15 protein-coding genes and 3 pseudogenes are annotated in these 17,820 nt (G+C 58.5%); 9 read left to right on the top strand and 9 right to left on the bottom strand.

All coding sequences use genetic code 11. From position 1 onward, the window contains the following. Nucleotides 1-2: 2 nt before the first annotated feature. Nucleotides 3-1,159: pseudogene (locus tag AC0V6L_RS13690) on the bottom strand (bifunctional 2-C-methyl-D-erythritol 4-phosphate cytidylyltransferase/2-C-methyl-D-erythritol 2,4-cyclodiphosphate synthase). A 77-nt stretch (nt 1,160-1,236) separates the two neighbouring features. On the opposite strand from AC0V6L_RS13690, the gene dusB reads away from it, so the two are divergent. From dusB to hflX, 9 genes and pseudogenes are all read left to right on the top strand, one after another. Then, nucleotides 1,237-2,253: a tRNA dihydrouridine synthase DusB gene (dusB, locus tag AC0V6L_RS13685; RefSeq protein ID WP_486154737.1), complete on the top strand. Its 1,017-nt coding sequence runs from the start codon at nt 1,237-1,239 to the stop codon at nt 2,251-2,253. Between the two features lie 11 nt (nt 2,254-2,264). After that, nucleotides 2,265-3,401, top strand: a complete 1,137-nt coding sequence (locus tag AC0V6L_RS13680) for a two-component system sensor histidine kinase NtrB (RefSeq protein ID WP_486154736.1) — start codon at nt 2,265-2,267, stop codon at nt 3,399-3,401. A gap of 7 nt (nt 3,402-3,408) precedes the next feature. Then, nucleotides 3,409-4,869, top strand: a complete 1,461-nt coding sequence (locus AC0V6L_RS13675) for a sigma 54-interacting transcriptional regulator (protein ID WP_486154735.1) — start codon at nt 3,409-3,411, stop codon at nt 4,867-4,869. A 70-nt stretch (nt 4,870-4,939) separates the two neighbouring features. Beyond that, nucleotides 4,940-5,302: pseudogene (locus tag AC0V6L_RS13670) on the top strand (PAS domain-containing sensor histidine kinase); the annotation flags it as partial. A gap of 73 nt (nt 5,303-5,375) precedes the next feature. Next, nucleotides 5,376-5,504, top strand: a complete 129-nt coding sequence (locus tag AC0V6L_RS13665) for a hypothetical protein (RefSeq protein WP_486154734.1) — start codon at nt 5,376-5,378, stop codon at nt 5,502-5,504. Further along, entirely contained in the window at nt 5,494-7,206 is a 1,713-nt protein-coding gene (locus AC0V6L_RS13660; protein WP_486154733.1) for a sensor histidine kinase NtrY-like, read from the top strand. The genes AC0V6L_RS13665 and AC0V6L_RS13660 overlap by 11 nt, the downstream gene beginning before the upstream one ends. 40 nt (nt 7,207-7,246) lie before the next feature. Then, nucleotides 7,247-8,635 (top strand): nitrogen assimilation response regulator NtrX, encoded by a 1,389-nt coding sequence (gene ntrX, locus AC0V6L_RS13655; protein WP_486154732.1) that lies wholly within the window; start codon nt 7,247-7,249, stop codon nt 8,633-8,635. 163 nt (nt 8,636-8,798) lie between these two features. Further along, nucleotides 8,799-9,398: an RNA chaperone Hfq gene (gene hfq / locus AC0V6L_RS13650; protein ID WP_486146203.1), complete on the top strand. Its 600-nt coding sequence runs from the start codon at nt 8,799-8,801 to the stop codon at nt 9,396-9,398. Between the two features lie 63 nt (nt 9,399-9,461). Further along, nucleotides 9,462-10,760: a GTPase HflX gene (hflX, locus tag AC0V6L_RS13645; RefSeq protein ID WP_486154731.1), complete on the top strand. Its 1,299-nt coding sequence runs from the start codon at nt 9,462-9,464 to the stop codon at nt 10,758-10,760. Here hflX and mazG read toward each other — a convergent pair. From mazG to AC0V6L_RS13605, 8 genes and pseudogenes are all read right to left on the bottom strand, one after another. Further along, nucleotides 10,757-11,554 carry a nucleoside triphosphate pyrophosphohydrolase gene (gene mazG, locus AC0V6L_RS13640; protein WP_486154730.1) on the bottom strand — a complete coding sequence of 266 codons (798 nt, stop codon included), beginning with the start codon at nt 11,552-11,554 and terminating at the stop codon, nt 10,757-10,759. The genes hflX and mazG overlap by 4 nt on opposite strands. Before the next feature lie 79 nt (nt 11,555-11,633). Continuing rightward, complete coding sequence (locus AC0V6L_RS13635; protein WP_486146197.1) at nt 11,634-11,810, bottom strand: hypothetical protein; 177 nt, start codon at nt 11,808-11,810, stop codon at nt 11,634-11,636. Then, nucleotides 11,807-12,589, bottom strand: coding sequence for an MBL fold metallo-hydrolase (locus AC0V6L_RS13630; protein WP_486154729.1), 783 nt, complete (start codon nt 12,587-12,589; stop codon nt 11,807-11,809). The genes AC0V6L_RS13635 and AC0V6L_RS13630 overlap by 4 nt, the downstream gene beginning before the upstream one ends. Continuing rightward, a complete protein-coding gene (locus AC0V6L_RS13625; RefSeq protein WP_486154728.1) occupies nt 12,586-13,362 on the bottom strand; it encodes a TatD family hydrolase in 777 nt (258 codons plus the stop codon). Before AC0V6L_RS13625 ends, AC0V6L_RS13630 begins: the two co-directional genes overlap by 4 nt. Then, nucleotides 13,362-14,937, bottom strand: a pseudogene (gene metG, locus AC0V6L_RS13620) (methionine--tRNA ligase). The gene AC0V6L_RS13625 and the pseudogene metG overlap by 1 nt, the downstream one beginning before the upstream one ends. Continuing rightward, nucleotides 14,930-15,895, bottom strand: coding sequence for a DNA polymerase III subunit delta' (locus AC0V6L_RS13615; protein ID WP_486154727.1), 966 nt, complete (start codon nt 15,893-15,895; stop codon nt 14,930-14,932). The pseudogene metG and the gene AC0V6L_RS13615 overlap by 8 nt, the downstream one beginning before the upstream one ends. Further along, complete coding sequence (tmk, locus tag AC0V6L_RS13610) at nt 15,888-16,547, bottom strand: dTMP kinase (RefSeq protein WP_486154726.1); 660 nt, start codon at nt 16,545-16,547, stop codon at nt 15,888-15,890. The genes AC0V6L_RS13615 and tmk overlap by 8 nt, the downstream gene beginning before the upstream one ends. Then, nucleotides 16,544-17,782 carry a D-alanyl-D-alanine carboxypeptidase family protein gene (locus AC0V6L_RS13605; protein WP_486154725.1) on the bottom strand — a complete coding sequence of 413 codons (1,239 nt, stop codon included), beginning with the start codon at nt 17,780-17,782 and terminating at the stop codon, nt 16,544-16,546. The genes tmk and AC0V6L_RS13605 overlap by 4 nt, the downstream gene beginning before the upstream one ends. Between the last annotated feature and the right edge of the window lie 38 nt (nt 17,783-17,820).

The raw sequence follows: 17,820 nt of genomic DNA, 5'->3' as shown, positions 1-17,820 counted from the left end.
AATTAGCGGCGCTGCAATGCGACAATCGCCTGGGCTGCCATGCCTTCGCCCCGGCCTGTAAAGCCGAGCCGTTCGGTCGTGGTCGCTTTGATGCTCACCGCGTTTTCGTGCGCGCCCATAATCTCGGCCACTTTTGCGCGCATGGCGGGCCGGTGGGGGCCAATTTTGGGCGCTTCGCAGATAATGGTCAGATCCACATTGCCAATCGCATAGCCAGCATCATTTGCCAGCTTCGTCGCATGGGCAAGGAACTGCGAGGACCGTGCCCCTTTCCATTGCGGATCGCTGGGCGGGAAATGGGTGCCAATATCCCCTTCAGCAATCGCGCCCAAAACCGCATCGGTGATCGCATGAAGCGCCACATCAGCATCGGAATGCCCGGCAAGCCCGTGCGTGTGCTCAAGCTTGATGCCGCACAGCCACAATTCCTCACCTTCGGCCAGGCGGTGCACATCATAACCCTGGCCAATGCGAACAGGGGGAGAGTGGCTGCGTCCATAAAGTCTTCTGCAAATGTGATTTTCTTCAATCGTTCGTCACCCTGCACCAGCGCAACTGAACCCCCGCTGGCTGAAAGCACTTGCGCATCATCGCCTGCATTCAGCGCACTTTGCCAAGCGCGATGCGCGGCAAGGATATCGGCAAAGCGAAACGCCTGCGGGGTTTGCACCCGGCGAAGCGCCTCACGCTCTGCTTTGCCCGCCATGGTGCCGTCATCGCTGGCAAGGGCCAGGCTATCGACCACGGGGAGAGTGGGGATGGCGCCGGGGTGCTGCTCAAGGCCTGCCAGCAACCGATCAATCACCGGGGCAGGTAGGTCTGGACGGGCCGCATCATGGATGAGCACGCGTGCAGGAGCAGCATCCGCCAATGCCTCCAGCCCCTTGCGCACCGACCCTTGCCGGGTGTCATCGCCCTGCGTGAATGCGATCCCCGTGAGGCCGCCAAGCGCGCTTTGAGCGAATTGGGCCGCATCTTTCGCGACCACCACCAGCACGGGCGATGCACCAGCGTTCAGCAAAGCTTCCACCGAATGACGGATCAAAGGCTTTCCCTGAAAGTCGCGAAACTGTTTGGGCGTGTCACCGCCCACGCGCAAACCTTTGCCAGCGGCAACGACAATCGCGGCAAATGGGGGGAGGGCGGCATCTGACAACATGAAGGTGATGCGCTTAGGGTCTGGACGGGAATTTCGCAATCCACTATGCGCTGCCTATAAATTAGGCAATTACCCCCATGACAGCATTACCCCCTCCTCCCAGCTTAAAGCCGATCAAGGTCGGCCCCGTCACGATTGACGAGCCGGTGATCCTTGCGCCCATGACAGGCGTGACGGACAAACCGTTTCGCACGCTCGTGCGCCGGTTTGGCTCAGGGCTAAACGTAACCGAAATGATCGCGAGCGAAGCGGCCATCCGCGAGACGCGCCAATCGGTGCAAAAGGCAGAGTGGGACAAAACCGAAGAGCCCGTTTCCATGCAACTGGTGGGCTGCGATCCTGTCAGCATGGGGGAGGCGGCCAAGCTGCAAGAAGGCAATGGCGCAGCGATCATCGACATCAATTTCGGCTGCCCGGTGCGCAAGGTTGTGGGCCAATTGGCAGGCTCTGCCCTGATGCGCGAAGTGCCGCTTGCGACCAAGCTGATGGAAGCGACCGTCAACGCGGTGGACGTGCCCGTCACGGTCAAAATGCGCATGGGATGGGATCACCAAAGCCTCAACGCCCCTGAAATGGCCCGCATTGCAGAGGATCTGGGGGTTAAGATGATCACCGTTCACGGCCGCACCCGCAATCAGATGTATAAAGGCAGCGCCGATTGGTCGTTTATCCGCAAAGTGAAAGAGGCGGTTTCAATCCCTGTCATCGTCAATGGGGATATCTGCACCATCGCTGATGCGGCAAAGGCGCTGGAACAATCGGGCGCGGATGGGCTGATGATCGGGCGCGGGGCCTATGGCAAACCTTGGCTTTTGGGCCAGGTGATGCATTGGCTGCGCACGGGCGAAAGCATCCCGACACCCAGCTTTGACCTGCAATATGCGACCGTGGTTGAGCATTATGAGCGCATGCTCGATCATTATGGCCGCGATGTCGGCACCAAGATCGCGCGCAAGCATCTAGGCTGGTACACCAAGGGGATGCATGGTTCGGCCGAATGGCGGAATAAAGCGAACTTTATCAACGACCCTGACGAAGTGCTGGGCGAACTCGAACGGTTTTATACCCCCTTCCTCAATCGCAGAGCTGCGTGATGGCGCCAATCGTGTCCGATCCCGCACCGCAGGATGCAGCTTCGGACGCTGTCCATGAGCCTGGCGATACCCCCGCAAACACGCGGCCCGATGCGCGCAGCCAGATTGCGGGCCTGATATTTGCGGTGATCCTGATCGATCACGAAGGGCGCATTGCCGAAGTTAATCACGCCGCTGAAAATATGCTGGGAACAAGCGAAAAACGCTTGATCGGCAAACATATCGTCCAAGCTCTCGCCATAACCGAGGCGCGCGTGGTAGAACGGATTGAGGACACCGATGCTGCCCTTTTGGCGCGCGGATTGACGGTGGCGGCCAGCTCTGGCGAGATGAAAGTCAATCTCACCGTTTCGCCCATGCCATCCAGCCATGGCTGGCGCGTGGTGGCGATGTCTGAACTGGGTCATGACGACACTATCTATGGCGAACGCAACAATGCCCCGCTGGGAGCGCCGTCGATCCTCGCGCATGAGATTAAGAACCCGCTGGCCGCCATTCGCGGGGCGGCGCAATTGATCGCGCGCAAATTGCCGCACAAGGACAAATCGCTCGCCCGGATGATCACCGATGAGGTCGACCGGATCGCGCGGTTGATTGACCGGATGCAGCAATTGGGCCGGTCAAAGCCTGACCCCGCATCCGCCTGCAATCTGCACGAGGCGATCCGCTCAGCGCTTGCGATTGTGCAGGCATCGGGCAGCAGCGATGTCATTATGACAGAGGAGTTTGATCCCTCCTTGCCCCCGGTTTTTGCCAATAGGGATGCGTTGGAGCAGGTTCTTATCAATCTGATCTCAAACGCCCGCGATGCCGCTTTGGCCAATCATCATGAAGGCGATCCGGCGCGCGTCACTGTGCAGACCCGGTTTGTCAGCGGGCTTGCTTTCAGCGCGATCAGGCTGGGCCGTGCGGTCAAGCTGCCGATTGAAATCACGATTAGCGACAACGGCACCGGGATTGATCCGGCCATGCGTGATTATGTCTTCGAACCCTTCGTATCCTCCAAACAATCGGGCCAGGGGCTGGGGCTGGCTTTGGTGCGCAAGCTGGTGCGCGATATGAACGGCAATATCGGCCACGAACGCGATGCCCGCGCACGGCTTACGCATTTCCGGCTGCATCTGCCGCTGGCAACGGGCAAGGGATGAGGCCGACATGACCCAAATCAGTTCAGGCCCGGATGGCGCTGCCAGCATCCTGCTGGTTGAAGATGACCGCGCCATTGCCACTGTCATTATCGCCGCTTTGGAAGACGAAGGCTTTGCGATCAGCCATTGCACCAGCATTGCGCGGCGTGATGAGCTTTTGGCTGATGGCCCATACGATGTGATGCTCACCGATGTGATGCTGGATGATGGCGATGGTCTGGCCAGCCTTGATGCAGTGCAGAGCGCGGCCGCCGACATGCCCGTGATCGTTCTGTCAGCGCAAAACACTCTCGATACTGCGGTGCGCGCCAGCGACAGCGATGCGTTTGAGTATTTTCCCAAACCTTTCGACCTTGATGAATTGGTCCAGACCGTGTGCAAGGCCGCAGGTCAGCGCAAAATGGCGCAGGCCATTCCCGACGAAATCACAGCCGATGGCGATGGCTTGCCGCTGGTTGGGCGCAGCCCGGCGATGCAATCTGTTTACCGGATGATCACCCGCGTTTTGCGCAATGATCTAACCGTGCTGATTACTGGCGAAAGCGGCACGGGCAAAGAACTGGTCGCAGAGGCGATCCATCAATTGGGCAACCGGCGCACTGGGCCATTTGTCGCGGTCAACACCGCTGCGATCCCTGCTGATCTTATTGAAAGCGAGCTGTTCGGTCACGAAAAGGGCGCGTTTACAGGCGCTATTGCGCAGGCAATCGGCAAATTTGAACAGGCCAATGGCGGCACCTTGTTCCTCGATGAAATCGGCGACATGCCGGCAGACGCGCAAACCCGGCTGCTGCGCGCGCTTCAATCGGGCCGGATCCGGCGCGTTGGCGGGCGGCAGGAAATCGCGGTGGATGTCCGCATTGTTGCAGCGACCAATCGCGATCTGGCGCCTTTGATTGCATCGGGCGGTTTCCGCGAAGATTTGTTCTATAGGCTCAATGTGGTCCCGATTGAACTGCCGCCTTTGCGCGAGCGGCGCGAGGATATTGGCGAGCTGGTGCAGCATTTCTTTATCCGCGCAGCCGAAGAAGGATTGCCCAGGCGCAACCTAACCGCTGATGCCTTGGCTATGTTGGAAGCCCGCCAGTGGCGCGGCAATGTGCGCGAATTGCGCAATGTGGTTTTTCGCCTCGCTCTGATGGCGCGCGAGGACATGATCGACGCGCAAAGCCTGGCTGACATTATTGGCGATGAAACGCCCATCGGCCTTGGCCTTTCAGGCGAGGCAAACGAGCCGGGTTTTGCCTCCGCTTTGTCCTTTTGGCTCGAAAGCGAAAGCCCTGCGCAGGGCACCGTCTATCACAGCGTGCTGGCCGCGTTTGAAAAGCCGCTGATCGAACACGCGCTGGGCCAGACAAGCGGTAATCAACTGCGCGCTGCCCAATGGTTGGGTATCAATCGCAATACGTTGCGCAAACGCATCGTTGAGCTCGACATCGTGCCTGATCGCTTCGCAAGACCGCTTTGACGTAGTTTTTAGGACAGTGCGGCGTTTTTCACTTGCATGAAAGACACAGTGGCGTTGTAACTAAGCCACGATGGACATGCCCGCTGATCCCGGAACTCTTGCGCCGCGTCACTCGCCGCGCTGGTGGCGGCGTTTTATCGTCTCTTCGCGAAAGGCGAACATCTTTGCATGGCTGGAAGCGGCCTCCCTCATTGCCCTTATCGCGGCTATCACTGCGACATATTTGACATATTCGGGTGACCGGCAAGCGGGCGAATTGCTGCCCACCTTGCAAGCGTCGTTGCTGCTGATTGCAACGCTCGTTCCCGCGATGGCGATCCTGGTGCTTGTTGGGCGAAGGCTCGCCATGCGCCGTGCGGCCGGCAGCACGGCTCGGCTGCATGTGCGGCTTGTGTTCTTCTTTTCGATTGTGGCGGCGGTGCCGACTTTGCTGGTGGCGGGATTTGCGGCCTTTCTGTTCCAGTCAGGTGTGGATTTCTGGTTTTCGGACGATCTCGCGCGGGCTGATGGAAAACGCCAACGAATTGGCGCAAAGCTATTACGATGCCAATCAGGCCGATGTGCAGGAAGAAACCATCGCCATGGCCAGCGATTTGCGCTTTTTCTTCTTCGAGCGGGGGGCAGTTGTCGGATGACAATTTCCCCGATTTCTATGCGTATCAGGCTCAGCCGCGCGAAATAACCGAAAGCGCGATCCTGCAGCGGCTGCCCGACGGATCTTTGCGCACAGCTGCGATTATGAACCTGCTGGACGACAATCGCTGGCTCGAATTCAGCGAGGCCGCTTTGCCGCAGCTTGATGAGGGCAATTTTGTCGCAGTTGCGGGCAGTCCGGAACGCATAGCGGCGCTCGCTCCGATTGATGCGGAAAGCGGGATTTACCTCTACAATGCGCGCACGACCGAGGCGAGCCTGTTCAATTCCTGGGAGCGCGCGCAGGCCATTTCATCGTCGTATGAATCGCTGACCGCTGACGCGCGCACGCTGCAATTGCGGTTCAACATTGCATTGTTCGCAGTCAGCCTGCTTTTGGTCGGGCTGGCAGTGTGGTTCGCGCTGCGCTTTGCCGACCGTCAGGTTGAACCACTTACGGATCTTGTGGGTGCCGCCCGCAAAGTGGGGCAGGGCAATTTTGCACTGCGTGTTGAAGGGCGCACTGGCGCGGATGAAATTGGCCTGCTCAACCGGGCCTTCAACCGCATGACAGCGCAATTGGAAAAGCAAACCGATGCGCTTGTAAACGCCAATCGCCAGATCGATGATCGGCGCGCCTTTATGGAAGCGGTGCTGGAATCGGTTTCCGCAGGGGTTGTCTCGGTCGATAGCGAAAGCAGGGTGCTGCTGATGAATTCATCGGCCCAATCGCTGCTGGGAAATGGCGGTGAAAATGACGCCGCATCCGATCAGCTCGTTGGGCGTTCGCTCAGTGATATCGCGCCCGAAATCTGCCAGATGCTGCGCGATGGCAAAGAAAGCCAGATCGTCAGCCACGCCCGCGGCAATGAGCTGCTGACGCTGGCCGTGAAAGCGGCGCCTGGCTCAAGCGGTCATGTGATCACTTTTGAAGACATCACGCGCCAATTGCTCGATCAAAGACAGGCGGCATGGTCCGATGTCGCGCGCCGTATCGCGCATGAAATCAAGAACCCGCTTACCCCGATCCAGCTCGCCACCGAACGGCTCAAACGCCGCTATCGCAAGCAGATCGACAAGGACGAAGAGCTGTTTGACGAATTGACCAACACCATTGTGCGTCAGGTCGGCGATTTGCGCAAAATGGTGGATGAATTCTCGTCTTTCGCGCGTTTGCCCAAACCCATGTTCCGCCCCGAAGACCCGGTGGACTTGGTGCGCCAGGCGGTGTTCCTGCAAGAGGTCGCACATTCCAAGATCGCCTTCAAAGTGACGCTCGATCTGGCCGAGCGTTCCGCCATTCGCTGCGATCGCCATCAGCTGGGTCAGGCGATGACCAATGTGCTTAAAAACGCGGTTGAAGCGGTGGAAGCCAAATTGGCCATTGAACCTGCTCCTTATTCAGGTGAGGTATCTGTGACCATCACCGATACCATCCCCGATACTGGCACAGCGGATGCGGGCTTCATCGTCATCACCGTCACCGATAACGGCATTGGCCTTCCCACAGACCGCGACCGATTGACCGAACCTTATGTCACCACGCGTGAGAAAGGCACCGGGCTTGGCCTCGCGATTGTAAACAAGATTGTCGATGAACATGGCGGCGATATGAGCTTTGCCACCGGCGAAAATGGCGGCACCGCTGTCACCCTGCGCTTTGCCCGCGATCCCGAACTGGCTTCGGCAGAACCTGCATTATGACCCCTATCAACATGACCCCTATCAACCCAAGGAAACTTTGATGTCGCTCGATATTCTGATTGTCGATGATGAGCATGATATTCGCGAACTCGTCTCCGGCGTGCTCGGAGATGAGGGGTATGATTGCCGCACCGCTGCTGAAAGCCGCGGCGCTTTGGCGGCGATAGATGAACGCCGGCCCAGCCTGGTGCTGCTCGATGTGTGGCTGCACGGCAGCGAGATGGACGGGCTGGAATTGCTCGACGCGATCAAAGTGCGCGAACCTGAATTGCCGGTCATCATTTTCTCCGGTCATGGCAATATCGACACCGCCGTATCCGCGATTGGACGCGGGGCAATGGACTTTATCGAAAAGCCGTTTGAGGCTGAGCGCCTGCTTTTGCTGGTTGAACGCGCGACCGAAACCGAACGCCTTCGCCGCGAAAACTCGCGCCTGCGCGAAGGGGCCGTGGATGGGGCGGAATTCACCGGCAATTCCTCGTCCATCAACACAGTGCGCGCGACATTGAAACGCGTCGCGAACACTGGCAGCCGCGTGTTGATCACCGGGCCAGCGGGCGCAGGCAAGGAAGTTGCGGCAAGGCTGCTCCATTCCTGGAGCGGGCGCGCCGATAAAGCGTTCGTCACGGTCAATTCTGCGCGCATCACGGCGGAACGCTTTGAGCATGAATTGTTTGGCGAGGAAAATGACGGGCGTCAGGTGCGCTCTGGCTTGCTCGAACTGGCCGATGGCGGAACCTTGTATCTCGATGAAGTGGCCGACATGCCGCTTTCAACACAGGCCCGCATCCTGCGCGTGCTGACCGAGCAGAGCTTTGTGAGGGTAGGGGGCACGCGCCAGATTGGGGTCGATGTGCGCGTTGTCTCCTCAACGTCGCGCGATCTGGCGCTCGAAATGGAAGAAAAGCGCTTTCGCGAAGACCTGTTTTACCGCCTGAATGTCGTGCCCGTCGCCATTCCAAGCCTGAGCCAGAGACGCGATGATATTCCTGCTCTCGCTGAGCATTTCTTTACGCGTTATTCGACCAATCAGGGGATCACTCCGCCGGACATTTCTGAAGAAGCGATGGCCGCGCTCCAGGCTTATGACTGGCCGGGCAATGTGCGCCAATTGCGCAATGTCGTGGAACGCATCATCATCATGACCCCGCGCGAACGGCTGACGATGGTGGAAACCGATATGCTGCCCGCCGAAATTACTGGAGGGCGCCTTGCCGCATCAGGACAGGGGCTTTCCGCAATGATGGGCGTTCCTTTAAGAGAGGCGCGCGAAAGCTTTGAGCGCGAATATCTCACCATTCAGATCCGCCGATTCTCTGGCAATATCTCCAAAACGGCGACTTTCATCGGGATGGAAAGGTCAGCTTTGCACCGCAAACTCAAATTGCTTGGCATGGCAGAACGGCGCGAAAACGTGCGTAAAGACTGACCTGCTGCAAGAAAAACGCATCCATTTGGCTGTAAAGCAATTCAAGCATTGCTCCTATGCCTAGTCAAAGGCATAAAAGGGTGAGGGCGCTGTAAGTGATCGATCACTTCAACCGTTCTACCGCGGACCGCAAAAGCGGCCGCCAATAATAGGAGCATAAAACATGTCAAATGGGCGAACTCTCTCTCCGCGCCCACGGCCTGCCTCTGAGCAATCAGATGCGGTGCAAAGCGGTAATTCTTCGCGCTCATCAGGTGCGCGCGGCAAGGCAGGCGCAGGCAATCTTCAGGACGCGTTTCTGAATTTCCTGCGCAAAAACAAAATTCCTGTCACGATGTTTCTTGTAAAAGGCGTTAAACTTCAAGGGATTGTCACATGGTTTGACAATTTCTCGATCCTTTTGCGCCGCGATGGACAGTCGCAATTGGTGTATAAGCACGCCATTTCGACGATCATGCCGGGACAGCCGGTCGATGCCGATCAGTTTGAGATGCGCACAGGCAATTCCAAACAGCGATTGTTGCAGGACATTTTCCTCAGCCGGGTGAGCGAGGCGAATGTGCAGGTTACCATGTTCCTTGTGAACGGGGTGATGTTGCAGGGCCGGATCGCGTCCTATGATCTGTTCTGCATGCTGCTCGAGCGTGAAGGGGCGGTGCAACTGGCCTATAAGCACGCGGTTTCGACCATTCAGCCAGCCACGCCAGTCGATCTCACCGATGATGATGACGATCCGGAATTTGGCGAGCTGGATGAAGGGTGAGGGCATGGCCTGCTGCGGCCTCGCCCATTTTAGGATAGACGACTGAGCTTCGATGATGACTTGATGGACGAGGTAACCCGCGGTGCGCGGGCCCTTGTGCTGTGCCCGGATGTGCGCAGCCTGTCTTATGACCTCAGCGCCAAGGAACGGCTTGAGGAAGCCCAAGGCCTTGCGCTCGCCATTGGGGTGGTCATCGCGCATTCCGAAGTGTTCACGATCCGCCAGATGCAGCCCAACACTTTGTTCGGATCAGGGCAGGTTGAACGCATAAAGACCGATTGCGAGCTGCACGAGGCGGAGCTGGTGATTGTCGATGGCGCTTTGGCGCCAATCCAGCAGCGCAATCTTGAAGACAAGTTCAAGCGCAAAGTCATTGATCGCACAGGGTTAATTCTGGAAATCTTTGGCGAACGCGCCGCTACGGCAGAAGGCCGCTTGCAGGTTGAACTGGCGCATCTGGACTATCAACAAAGTCGGCTCGTGCGCAGTTGGACCCACCTTGAACGGCAACGCGGCGGGTTCGGCTTTCTGGGCGGTCCGGGCGAAACCCAGATTGAGGCCGACAGGCGGATGATCCGCCAGCGCATGGCGCGGCTCAGGCGGGAGCTCGAACAAGTGCGCAAAACGCGCGCTTTGCACCGCGAAAGGCGGGGAAGGGCGCCCTGGCCTGTGATTGCCCTGGTTGGGTATACCAATGCGGGAAAATCCAGCCTGTTCAACCGGCTCACGGGCGCAGAGGTGATGGCAGAGGATATGCTGTTCGCGACGCTTGATCCGACGATGCGCGCGATCAGCCTGCCGGGCGTTGAAAAAGCTATATTGTCGGACACGGTCGGCTTTATCTCCGATTTGCCGACCCAACTGGTCGCCGCTTTCCGTGCAACACTCGAAGAAGTCACCGGTGCGGACATCATTTGCCATGTGCGCGATATTTCCAGCGAAGCGCATGCCGCACAGAAAAAGCAGGTTATCGAGGTTTTGAGCGATCTTGATGTGGTCGATCCTGAGACGGGAGAGGGCGACATTCCCATACTCGAGGTTTGGAACAAGGCCGATTTGCTGGACGCAGATCAATTGGCAGAATTGGAGACAGCAGCGCTGAATTCTGGCGCTGTGCTGCTATCTGCGCTTGATGGCAGCGGGATGGAAAGTTTTGAAGCGCGCATCGCCGATATGCTGACCGAGACCGCGCGCGAAGTGACGATAAGATTGCCCGCCAGCGATGGCCGCCGGATCGCATGGCTGCACGCGCACGGCGATGTGCGCAGCGATACAGATGCGGGAGAAGGGGATGCGGGGCCAGAACGCGAGCTGATCGTGCGCCTTAACCCCAAGGAATTGGGGCAATACGCGACGCTTTAGGCGCTGCCGCTGCCTTTCTCATCAGCCTTCACGGCCTGCCACAGGCTTTCTTTTTGATCGAGATCCAGGTCAGCAAAATCACCCTGGGCGCGCTGTTCCATCCCGCGAAAGCGGCGTTCAAACTTGGAATTTGCCGCGCGAAGAGCTTCTTCTGCGTCGATCCCATGCGCCCGCACCAGGTTCACCGCTGCAAACAGAAAATCGCCCGCTTCTTCGGCTTTGTGTGATGGTGAGCTTGCCGTCTTTAGCTCCTGTATTTCCTCAAAAACCTTGGCCTCAGGACCATCGGTATCGGGCCAGTCAAACCCTGTACGCGCGGCGCGTTTCTGCAATTTTTGCGCGCGCATCAAGGCCGGTAAAGCCAAGGCCACGCCGTCCACCGCGCTTTGCATGCCTTTTTCACCGCGTTCAGCAGCTTTGATCGTTTCCCAGCGTTGTTCGCCCATGGTCCCGCCAGCATCGCCAAAGATATGCGGATGGCGCGCTTCCATCTTGTCGCTGATGGCTGCTGCAACATCGTCAAAATCGAATGCGCCTGTTTCCTGCGCCATGCGCGCGTGAAAGACGACTTGCAGCAGCAGATCACCAAGCTCATCGCGCAATTCCGCCATATCGCCGCGCTCAATCGCATCGGCAACTTCGTAAGCTTCTTCGATCGTGTACGGCGCGATTGTCTTGAAATCCTGCGCCAGATCCCATTCGCATCCGCCATCAGGATTGCGCAATTGCGCCATGATAGCGAGGAGACGGCCGATAGGGGTCTGCGCGGCGGGTTTGTTGGCGGGCTCGCTCATCGCAAGAACCTCGCCTCAGAAAGATTGATAATATATATTATGTTAAATATTGGCATCCCGTATGGAGGAATGCTCGCCCTCAAAGCTCAAGCCCCATCAGGTTCGCAACCAGAAAACCGCCGGTAAAAATGCAAGCCCAGATCAGGATCAATTGCACCATTTTGCCCCAGCTCAATTTGAATGAAGCCAGCGCACCGCCAGCCAGAACCAGCCAACCCAGCATCGCTATCACTGAAACAATCGCGACATCATTCATGCTGTCATCTCCAAGCCATCAAAGCCAACGATCACATGATCGGGCGTTTCTGCGTCCAGTGTGCGGTAATCCATGCTTTTATCAAGGTGGCTGAGCACAATTTGCCTTGCGCCGCAGCGTTCGCCAAGCTCCATCGCAAGGTCCAGATTGGCATGCGTCGGGTGCGGATCGCGCCTTAAACAATCGCTAACCAAGATATCGACGTCTTCGAAACATTCGATCATTGCATCGTTTATCGCGCTGTAATCGGTTGCATAGGCAATGGATTTGCCATCCGCTTCGAATCTGTAACCGGTCGTTTCGCCGCTGCCATGCGCCATTTGGCAGAACTCAACGCCAAATCCGGCGATCATTCGCAGCCGGTCAAGCGTGTCGAGCGTCGCAATGGTCGGATACCCATCCTGACCGGCAAAGACATAGCCGAACCGCTGCCGCAGACGGCGCACAGTCTCTGTCGAAGCATAGCCCGGTATCGGGCCGCCGCGGCCATATCTCAGCACGCGTAAATCGTCGATACCGTGGCAGTGATCAGCGTGATCATGCGTCCAGAACACGCAATCAAGCCGCCCGATCTGGTGGCGCAGCAATTGCGCGCGGCAATCAGAGGATGTGTCGACCAGAATCCGCGCGCCATCATCGCTTTCGACCAGAATGGAGACGCGCGTGCGCCGGTTACGCGGTTCATTGGGATCGCAATCGCCCCAATCGCCCGCGCCATCCTCTCCGCCAAGCCGGGGCACACCTGTTGAGGTGCCAGAGCCGAGCATGATGAATTTCACAGGCCAGCCTTGCTGAACAGGCGCGCAAAGTTACGAGTGGTGACCGCAGCCAGATGCTCGCGCGTTTCGCCGCGCAGGTCCGCGACAAATTGCGCGGTATCTGCAACAAAAGCAGGCTCACACGGGCGCCCGCGATGCGGCACCGGGGCAAGGAACGGGCTGTCGGTTTCCACCAGCAATCGGTCTTCCGGCACGGTTTTGGCGACCGCTTGCAGCTCTTTGGCATTCTTGAATGTGACAATGCCCGAAAGCGAAATTGTCAGCCCCAGATCGAGCACTTTCTGGCCAAATTCAGCCGACGCGGTGAAGCAATGGATGAGCGCTGGAAACGCGCCCTTGCCCATTTCATCGTCCAGGATGGCGAATGTGTCAGTTTCTGCATCGCGCGTGTGGATGATAACTGGCAAGCCTGTTTCGCGCGCGACATCGATATGCATGCGGAACAATCTGGCCTGCGTTTCTCGGTCCGAATGTTCGTAAAAATAATCGAGCCCGGTTTCTCCGATGGCGATGACGCGCGGGTTTTGAGTGGCAGCAAACAGCACCTCGCGGGGCAGATCAGCGTGGGCGTCTGCTTCGTGCGGGTGAATGCCGACACTGGCGAACACGTCATCTTCGCGCATGGCGGTGGCGACGACCTGGTCCCATTCGGCTTGTTTGGTCGAGATGTTGAGAAACGCCCCCACCCCCGCACTGCGCGCGCGTTCCAGTACGCCCTGCTGGTCTTCAATCACGCCCTTATATTCAAGGTGGCAATGGCTATCGACTAACATTACGCCCCCTCCCCTGCATCCTCGGGCAATTCGAGGCGCGGGAACAAAGGCGTCGGTTTGCTTAGGTTAAATCCGCTTTCGACGAGATTGCGATACCAATCGGCATTGTCCAGCGCGCTATAACTGCGCGCATCGGGGGCAATGCCAAGCTGATCGAGCAGAGCGGATGCTTTGTCAGGAACCACCGGTTGGATCGCAATTGTCAGATCGCGGATCGCCATGAACAGCGTTTGCAAGACCACTTTCATGCGGGCAGGATCGGTCTTTTTGAGCGCCCACGGAGCCTGTTCATCAACATATTGATTGCACGCAAACACTGCGCGCATCCACGCATCAATCCCGGCCGAAAAGTTGAGCGCGTTAAATTCTCGCGGCAATTCGCGCCGGCACGCATCGCTGACGGTGCTGGCCAGATCATCATCGGCAGGGGCCGCATCAAACAGTTCAATCGCCCCGTCCATATTCTTATGGATCATCGACAAAGTGCGCTGCGCCAGGTTGCCAAAACTGTTGGCAAGTTCGGCATTGGCGCGTTCCACAATCGCTTCGGGTGAATAGCTGCCATCTTTGCCAAAAGCGACTTCGCGCATCAGGAAATAGCGCAGGGCATCAACGCCAAACTGATCGGCCAAGGCCAAAGGATCGGTCACATTGCCGAGCGATTTGGATTCCTTTTGTCCCCGATTGAGCAGAAATCCGTGGCCAAACACCTGTTTTGGCAAAGGCAAGTCCGCGCTCATCAAAAATGCGGGCCAATAGACCGTGTGAAACCGGACAATATCCTTGCCAATCAGATGCAGATCGGCGGGCCAGAATTTGGGATAGTTCGCTGTCTCATCAGGAAAACCCAGCCCGGTGAGGTAATTGGTAAGCGCATCGACCCAGACATACATCACATGATTGTCAGATCCGGGGACTTTCACGCCCCAGTCAAAACTGGTGCGGCTGATCGAGAGATCGCGCAGGCCCTGTTCGACGAAAGCGATCATTTCATTGCGGCGGCTGACAGGTTCGAGGAAACCGTCAGAGCGAAGCAATTCGAGCAGGCGGTCCTGATATTTGGACAGCCGGAAAAACCAGCTTTCCTCAACCGTCCATTCCACCGGCGTGCCTTGGGGGAAAGCTTCTCGCCCCCCTCCCTGCCGTCAGCTCGCTTTCGTCGTAATAGGCCTCGTCGCGGACCGAGTACCATCCTTCATATCGGTCGAGATAAAGGTCGCCTGCTGCCTCCATGCGCTGCCAGATAGCTTGGCTGGCGCGGTGGTGATCATCCTCAACCGTGCGGATAAAGCGATCATGGCTGATATTAAGCGCGGCGCACATATCCTGGAAATAACCCGACATCTCATCGGCAAGTTCACGCGGGGTGCGGCCCTGTTCTTCGGCTTTGCGCGCCATTTTGAGGCCGTGTTCATCGGTGCCCGTTTGAAAGCGCACATCGCGGCCCTGCAAGCGCTGAAACCGCGCGATCACATCGGCGGCAATCGCTTCATAGGCATGGCCGATATGCGGGCGGCCATTGGGATAGCTTATCGCAGTGGTGATGTAATACGGGGCGTTTGAGGGTTCAGCCATGGGCGTGTTCGCTAGCGGGCGCGGCCTCGCTAAGCAAGGTGCCGATTTGCATTGTCAAAAGGCCGGTATCGTAATTGTAGCTGGGCGCTTCGCCAGCAAGCTTGACCAAGGCGGCATGGGTTTCAATCAACCGGGCGCGGTGTGCGGAAACTTGCGTTTTGCGCGCATGGTCAGCGGTGATCGCCTGCGCGAGTTCGAGCACGGCAGACAGCCTGTCACGATCAGCGCGCGGACCAATCGCTCGGGCAAGATCAGCACGCGCGGCCAGTGCCGGGTCGCCTTTGGTGATCAAAGCCTCGATCAACCCGGCGAGCCCGCCCAGATCCTGCTCCACAAATCGCAAGGCTGCACCAAAAGACCCCTCTGCGGCTGCAATCGCGCTGCCAATCGCCGCCGGGTCTGAGGGGGCTGCATCCTCCAGCATGGCGCGCAGATTGCTCTCGCTGATAACGGGAAAGCGCACCATCCGGCAGCGCGAACGGATCGTGGGCAGCAGGCGCGATGGGCGGTGCGTGACCAGGAGAAAGAACGTGCCTTGCGGGGGTTCCTCCAGGCTTTTGAGCAGCGCGTTTGACGCATTGCGCTCCATATCATCGGCAGGGTTGATAATGATCGCCCGGCGCGCGCCCAATGTTGGCCGGGTGTTCAGCCGCCTTTGCATTTGCCTTATCTGATCAACGCGGATGGAACGCGCACGTTCGAACGGTTTGCCATCGGCCTGAAGGCGCGCTTCCTTGTCGTTTTTTGCGCCATAGGTGAGCGTGAGGATATCGGGGTGATCGCCTTGGGGTTGGGGAACGCCATCTTCTGCGACCAATTCGCGTGCTGCGGCCATCGCAAAGTCGTTTTTGCCAAGCCCGCTTTTGCCCGCCAAGATCCAGCCATGATGCATCCGCGCGCCGCCAAGGGCGCTGCGCCATTCGCGCCATGCAGCCGCGTGATTGGGCCAGTCAGTCATGGCCTAGTGCGCCTTCCAATAACGGCATGACCGCTTGCCAGATGCGCGCGTGAACCTCTTGCGGATCGCCGCCTGCATCAATGATGACGCTGCCGCCGGGATCACGCTCCGCCTGATCGCGGAAAGCGCGCGCCACTTTCGCATGATACTCCGCGCTGCGCCCGCCAATCGCGTCGCTTTCATCGCCGTCGCGCGCGGATAACCGCCGTGCTGCATCTTGCGGATCAAGCGCCAGCACCAGCGTGAGATCGGGCCGCAAACCCTTGCTACCAAATTGATGCAGGGCCTGAATGGCCGCATCGCCCAATCCCCCTGCCCCGCCCTGATAGGCTCTGCTGGAATCGACAAAGCGATCACATATGACCCAGGTGCCTGCGGAAATCTGCGGCATGATCCGGCGCGCGACATGATCGGCGCGGGCCGCAGCGAACAGCAGGGCTTCGGCCTCAGCCCCCCACCCTTCGCCCGGCGGATGCAGCAGCAATTCGCGAATGGCTTCTGCGCCCTGTGTCCCGCCCGGTTCGCGAGTAAGATCCGCTGCAATGCCGCGCTGTTCCAATGCCGCGATCAGCAATTTGGCCTGCGTCGATTTGCCCGCACCCTCGCCGCCTTCAAGCGCGATAAAACGCCCCTTTGCGCCCGCGTCAGTCACGATACCCACCCCAGCACGCCGTTATAGATGCGCGTGAAAAACCCGGCCTCTTCAACCGCGTTTTTGGCAAGCAGCGGCACGCGCGCTTGCTCCATTCCGGGAGCGGTGATTTCCAGAAAGCCAACCTCTTCACCCGCAGCAATAGGCGCGCGCAGTGGCCCCAGATAATGCACTTTTACCGAAGGATTGGCGGGGCCGTCAGCGGCGCTGTCTTTAGGCAGATTGATAAAGACATCGCGGTCAGTCACCAGTTCGACCATGCGCGATGCGCCGCCTTGGACGCGCGCTTCGCTGATGACAGCGCCTTCGTCATACAGGCGTTGGCGTTCAAACGCGGCAAAGCCCCATTCCATATATCGGCGTGCCAGATTGGCGCGCGCGCCAATGCTGCGCGTTCCAGCAAGGACCAGCACAAGGCGCTGTCCATCCCGCTCAGCCGAGCCGAGATAGTTGTAGCCCGCTTCATTGGTGAAGCCCGTCTTGATCCCGTCCGCGCCTGCAAATCGTTCAATCAGCGGATCGTAATTGGTCTGCGTGATGCCGTTATAAGCGAAAGTCTTGCGCCCGATATAGCGATCATAATGCGCGCGGTGGCGGCCCAGCATCGCCTGCGCCAGCGTCAAAAGGTCGCTAGCCGTGGTGAAAGTCTGACCGCCATCGGGCCAGCCATTGGGCGTGGCAAAATGGCTGTTCACCATGCCAATTTCGCGCGCTTTGGCCGTCATCGCCTGTGTCCAGCCCTCCACCGATCCCGCAGTCCCGCCGATAGGGGCGCTGGCCAGCACGGTGGCTGCATCATTGGCCGACACATTGGCAATGCCCAGCAGCATATCGGACAGCGGAACCTGAGCGCCTGCTTCCAGGAACATGGTCGAGCCCTTGCCCTGCCATTCTTCGGCAATGTCGGGCGAGACTGTCATCACTTGGCCCGGATCAAGCTCACCCGCCTCGATCAATTCGAACGCAAGAAACAGCGTCATCACTTTGGTGATAGAGGCCGGGACAAATCGCCTTTGCGCATTGCGTTCGTGCAGCACTTGTCCGCTGGAGATATCAACCAGCATAGCAACCGGCGCATCGCGCTCAGATGGAACGCCGGTGGGCGCAGCACCTTGGGCATGGACCGGAGCGCTGGCGAGCATGGCCAGAGCAGGCGCAGCCATCACAGCCAGCACGAGCTTTGCTCTTTTCACAACCAGAAACCCAAACACAAACACCACATATCCGTGACGCATAGCCGCGCGCACACCGATTTGCGAGCGGTAGTCGCTGC

It is taken from the genome of Erythrobacter sp. JB1-15 (assembly GCF_057365035.1).
Note: the sequence above shows the minus strand (reverse complement) of the source record. Positions and strands in the feature narration are given on the sequence as shown.

Coding starts and splice junctions, on each gene's coding strand:
- dusB (WP_486154737.1), top strand. CDS start 1,237: ATGACAGCATTACCCCCTCCTCCCAGCTTAAAGCCGATCAAGGTCGGC.
- AC0V6L_RS13675 (WP_486154735.1), top strand. CDS start 3,409: ATGACCCAAATCAGTTCAGGCCCGGATGGCGCTGCCAGCATCCTGCTG.
- AC0V6L_RS13665 (WP_486154734.1), top strand. CDS start 5,376: ATGGAAAACGCCAACGAATTGGCGCAAAGCTATTACGATGCCAATCAG.
- ntrX (WP_486154732.1), top strand. CDS start 7,247: ATGTCGCTCGATATTCTGATTGTCGATGATGAGCATGATATTCGCGAA.
- hfq (WP_486146203.1), top strand. CDS start 8,799: ATGTCAAATGGGCGAACTCTCTCTCCGCGCCCACGGCCTGCCTCTGAG.
- hflX (WP_486154731.1), top strand. CDS start 9,462: ATGGACGAGGTAACCCGCGGTGCGCGGGCCCTTGTGCTGTGCCCGGAT.
- mazG (WP_486154730.1), bottom strand. CDS start 11,554: ATGAGCGAGCCCGCCAACAAACCCGCCGCGCAGACCCCTATCGGCCGT.
- AC0V6L_RS13635 (WP_486146197.1), bottom strand. CDS start 11,810: ATGAATGATGTCGCGATTGTTTCAGTGATAGCGATGCTGGGTTGGCTG.
- AC0V6L_RS13625 (WP_486154728.1), bottom strand. CDS start 13,362: ATGTTAGTCGATAGCCATTGCCACCTTGAATATAAGGGCGTGATTGAA.
- AC0V6L_RS13615 (WP_486154727.1), bottom strand. CDS start 15,895: ATGACTGACTGGCCCAATCACGCGGCTGCATGGCGCGAATGGCGCAGC.
- AC0V6L_RS13605 (WP_486154725.1), bottom strand. CDS start 17,782: ATGCGTCACGGATATGTGGTGTTTGTGTTTGGGTTTCTGGTTGTGAAA.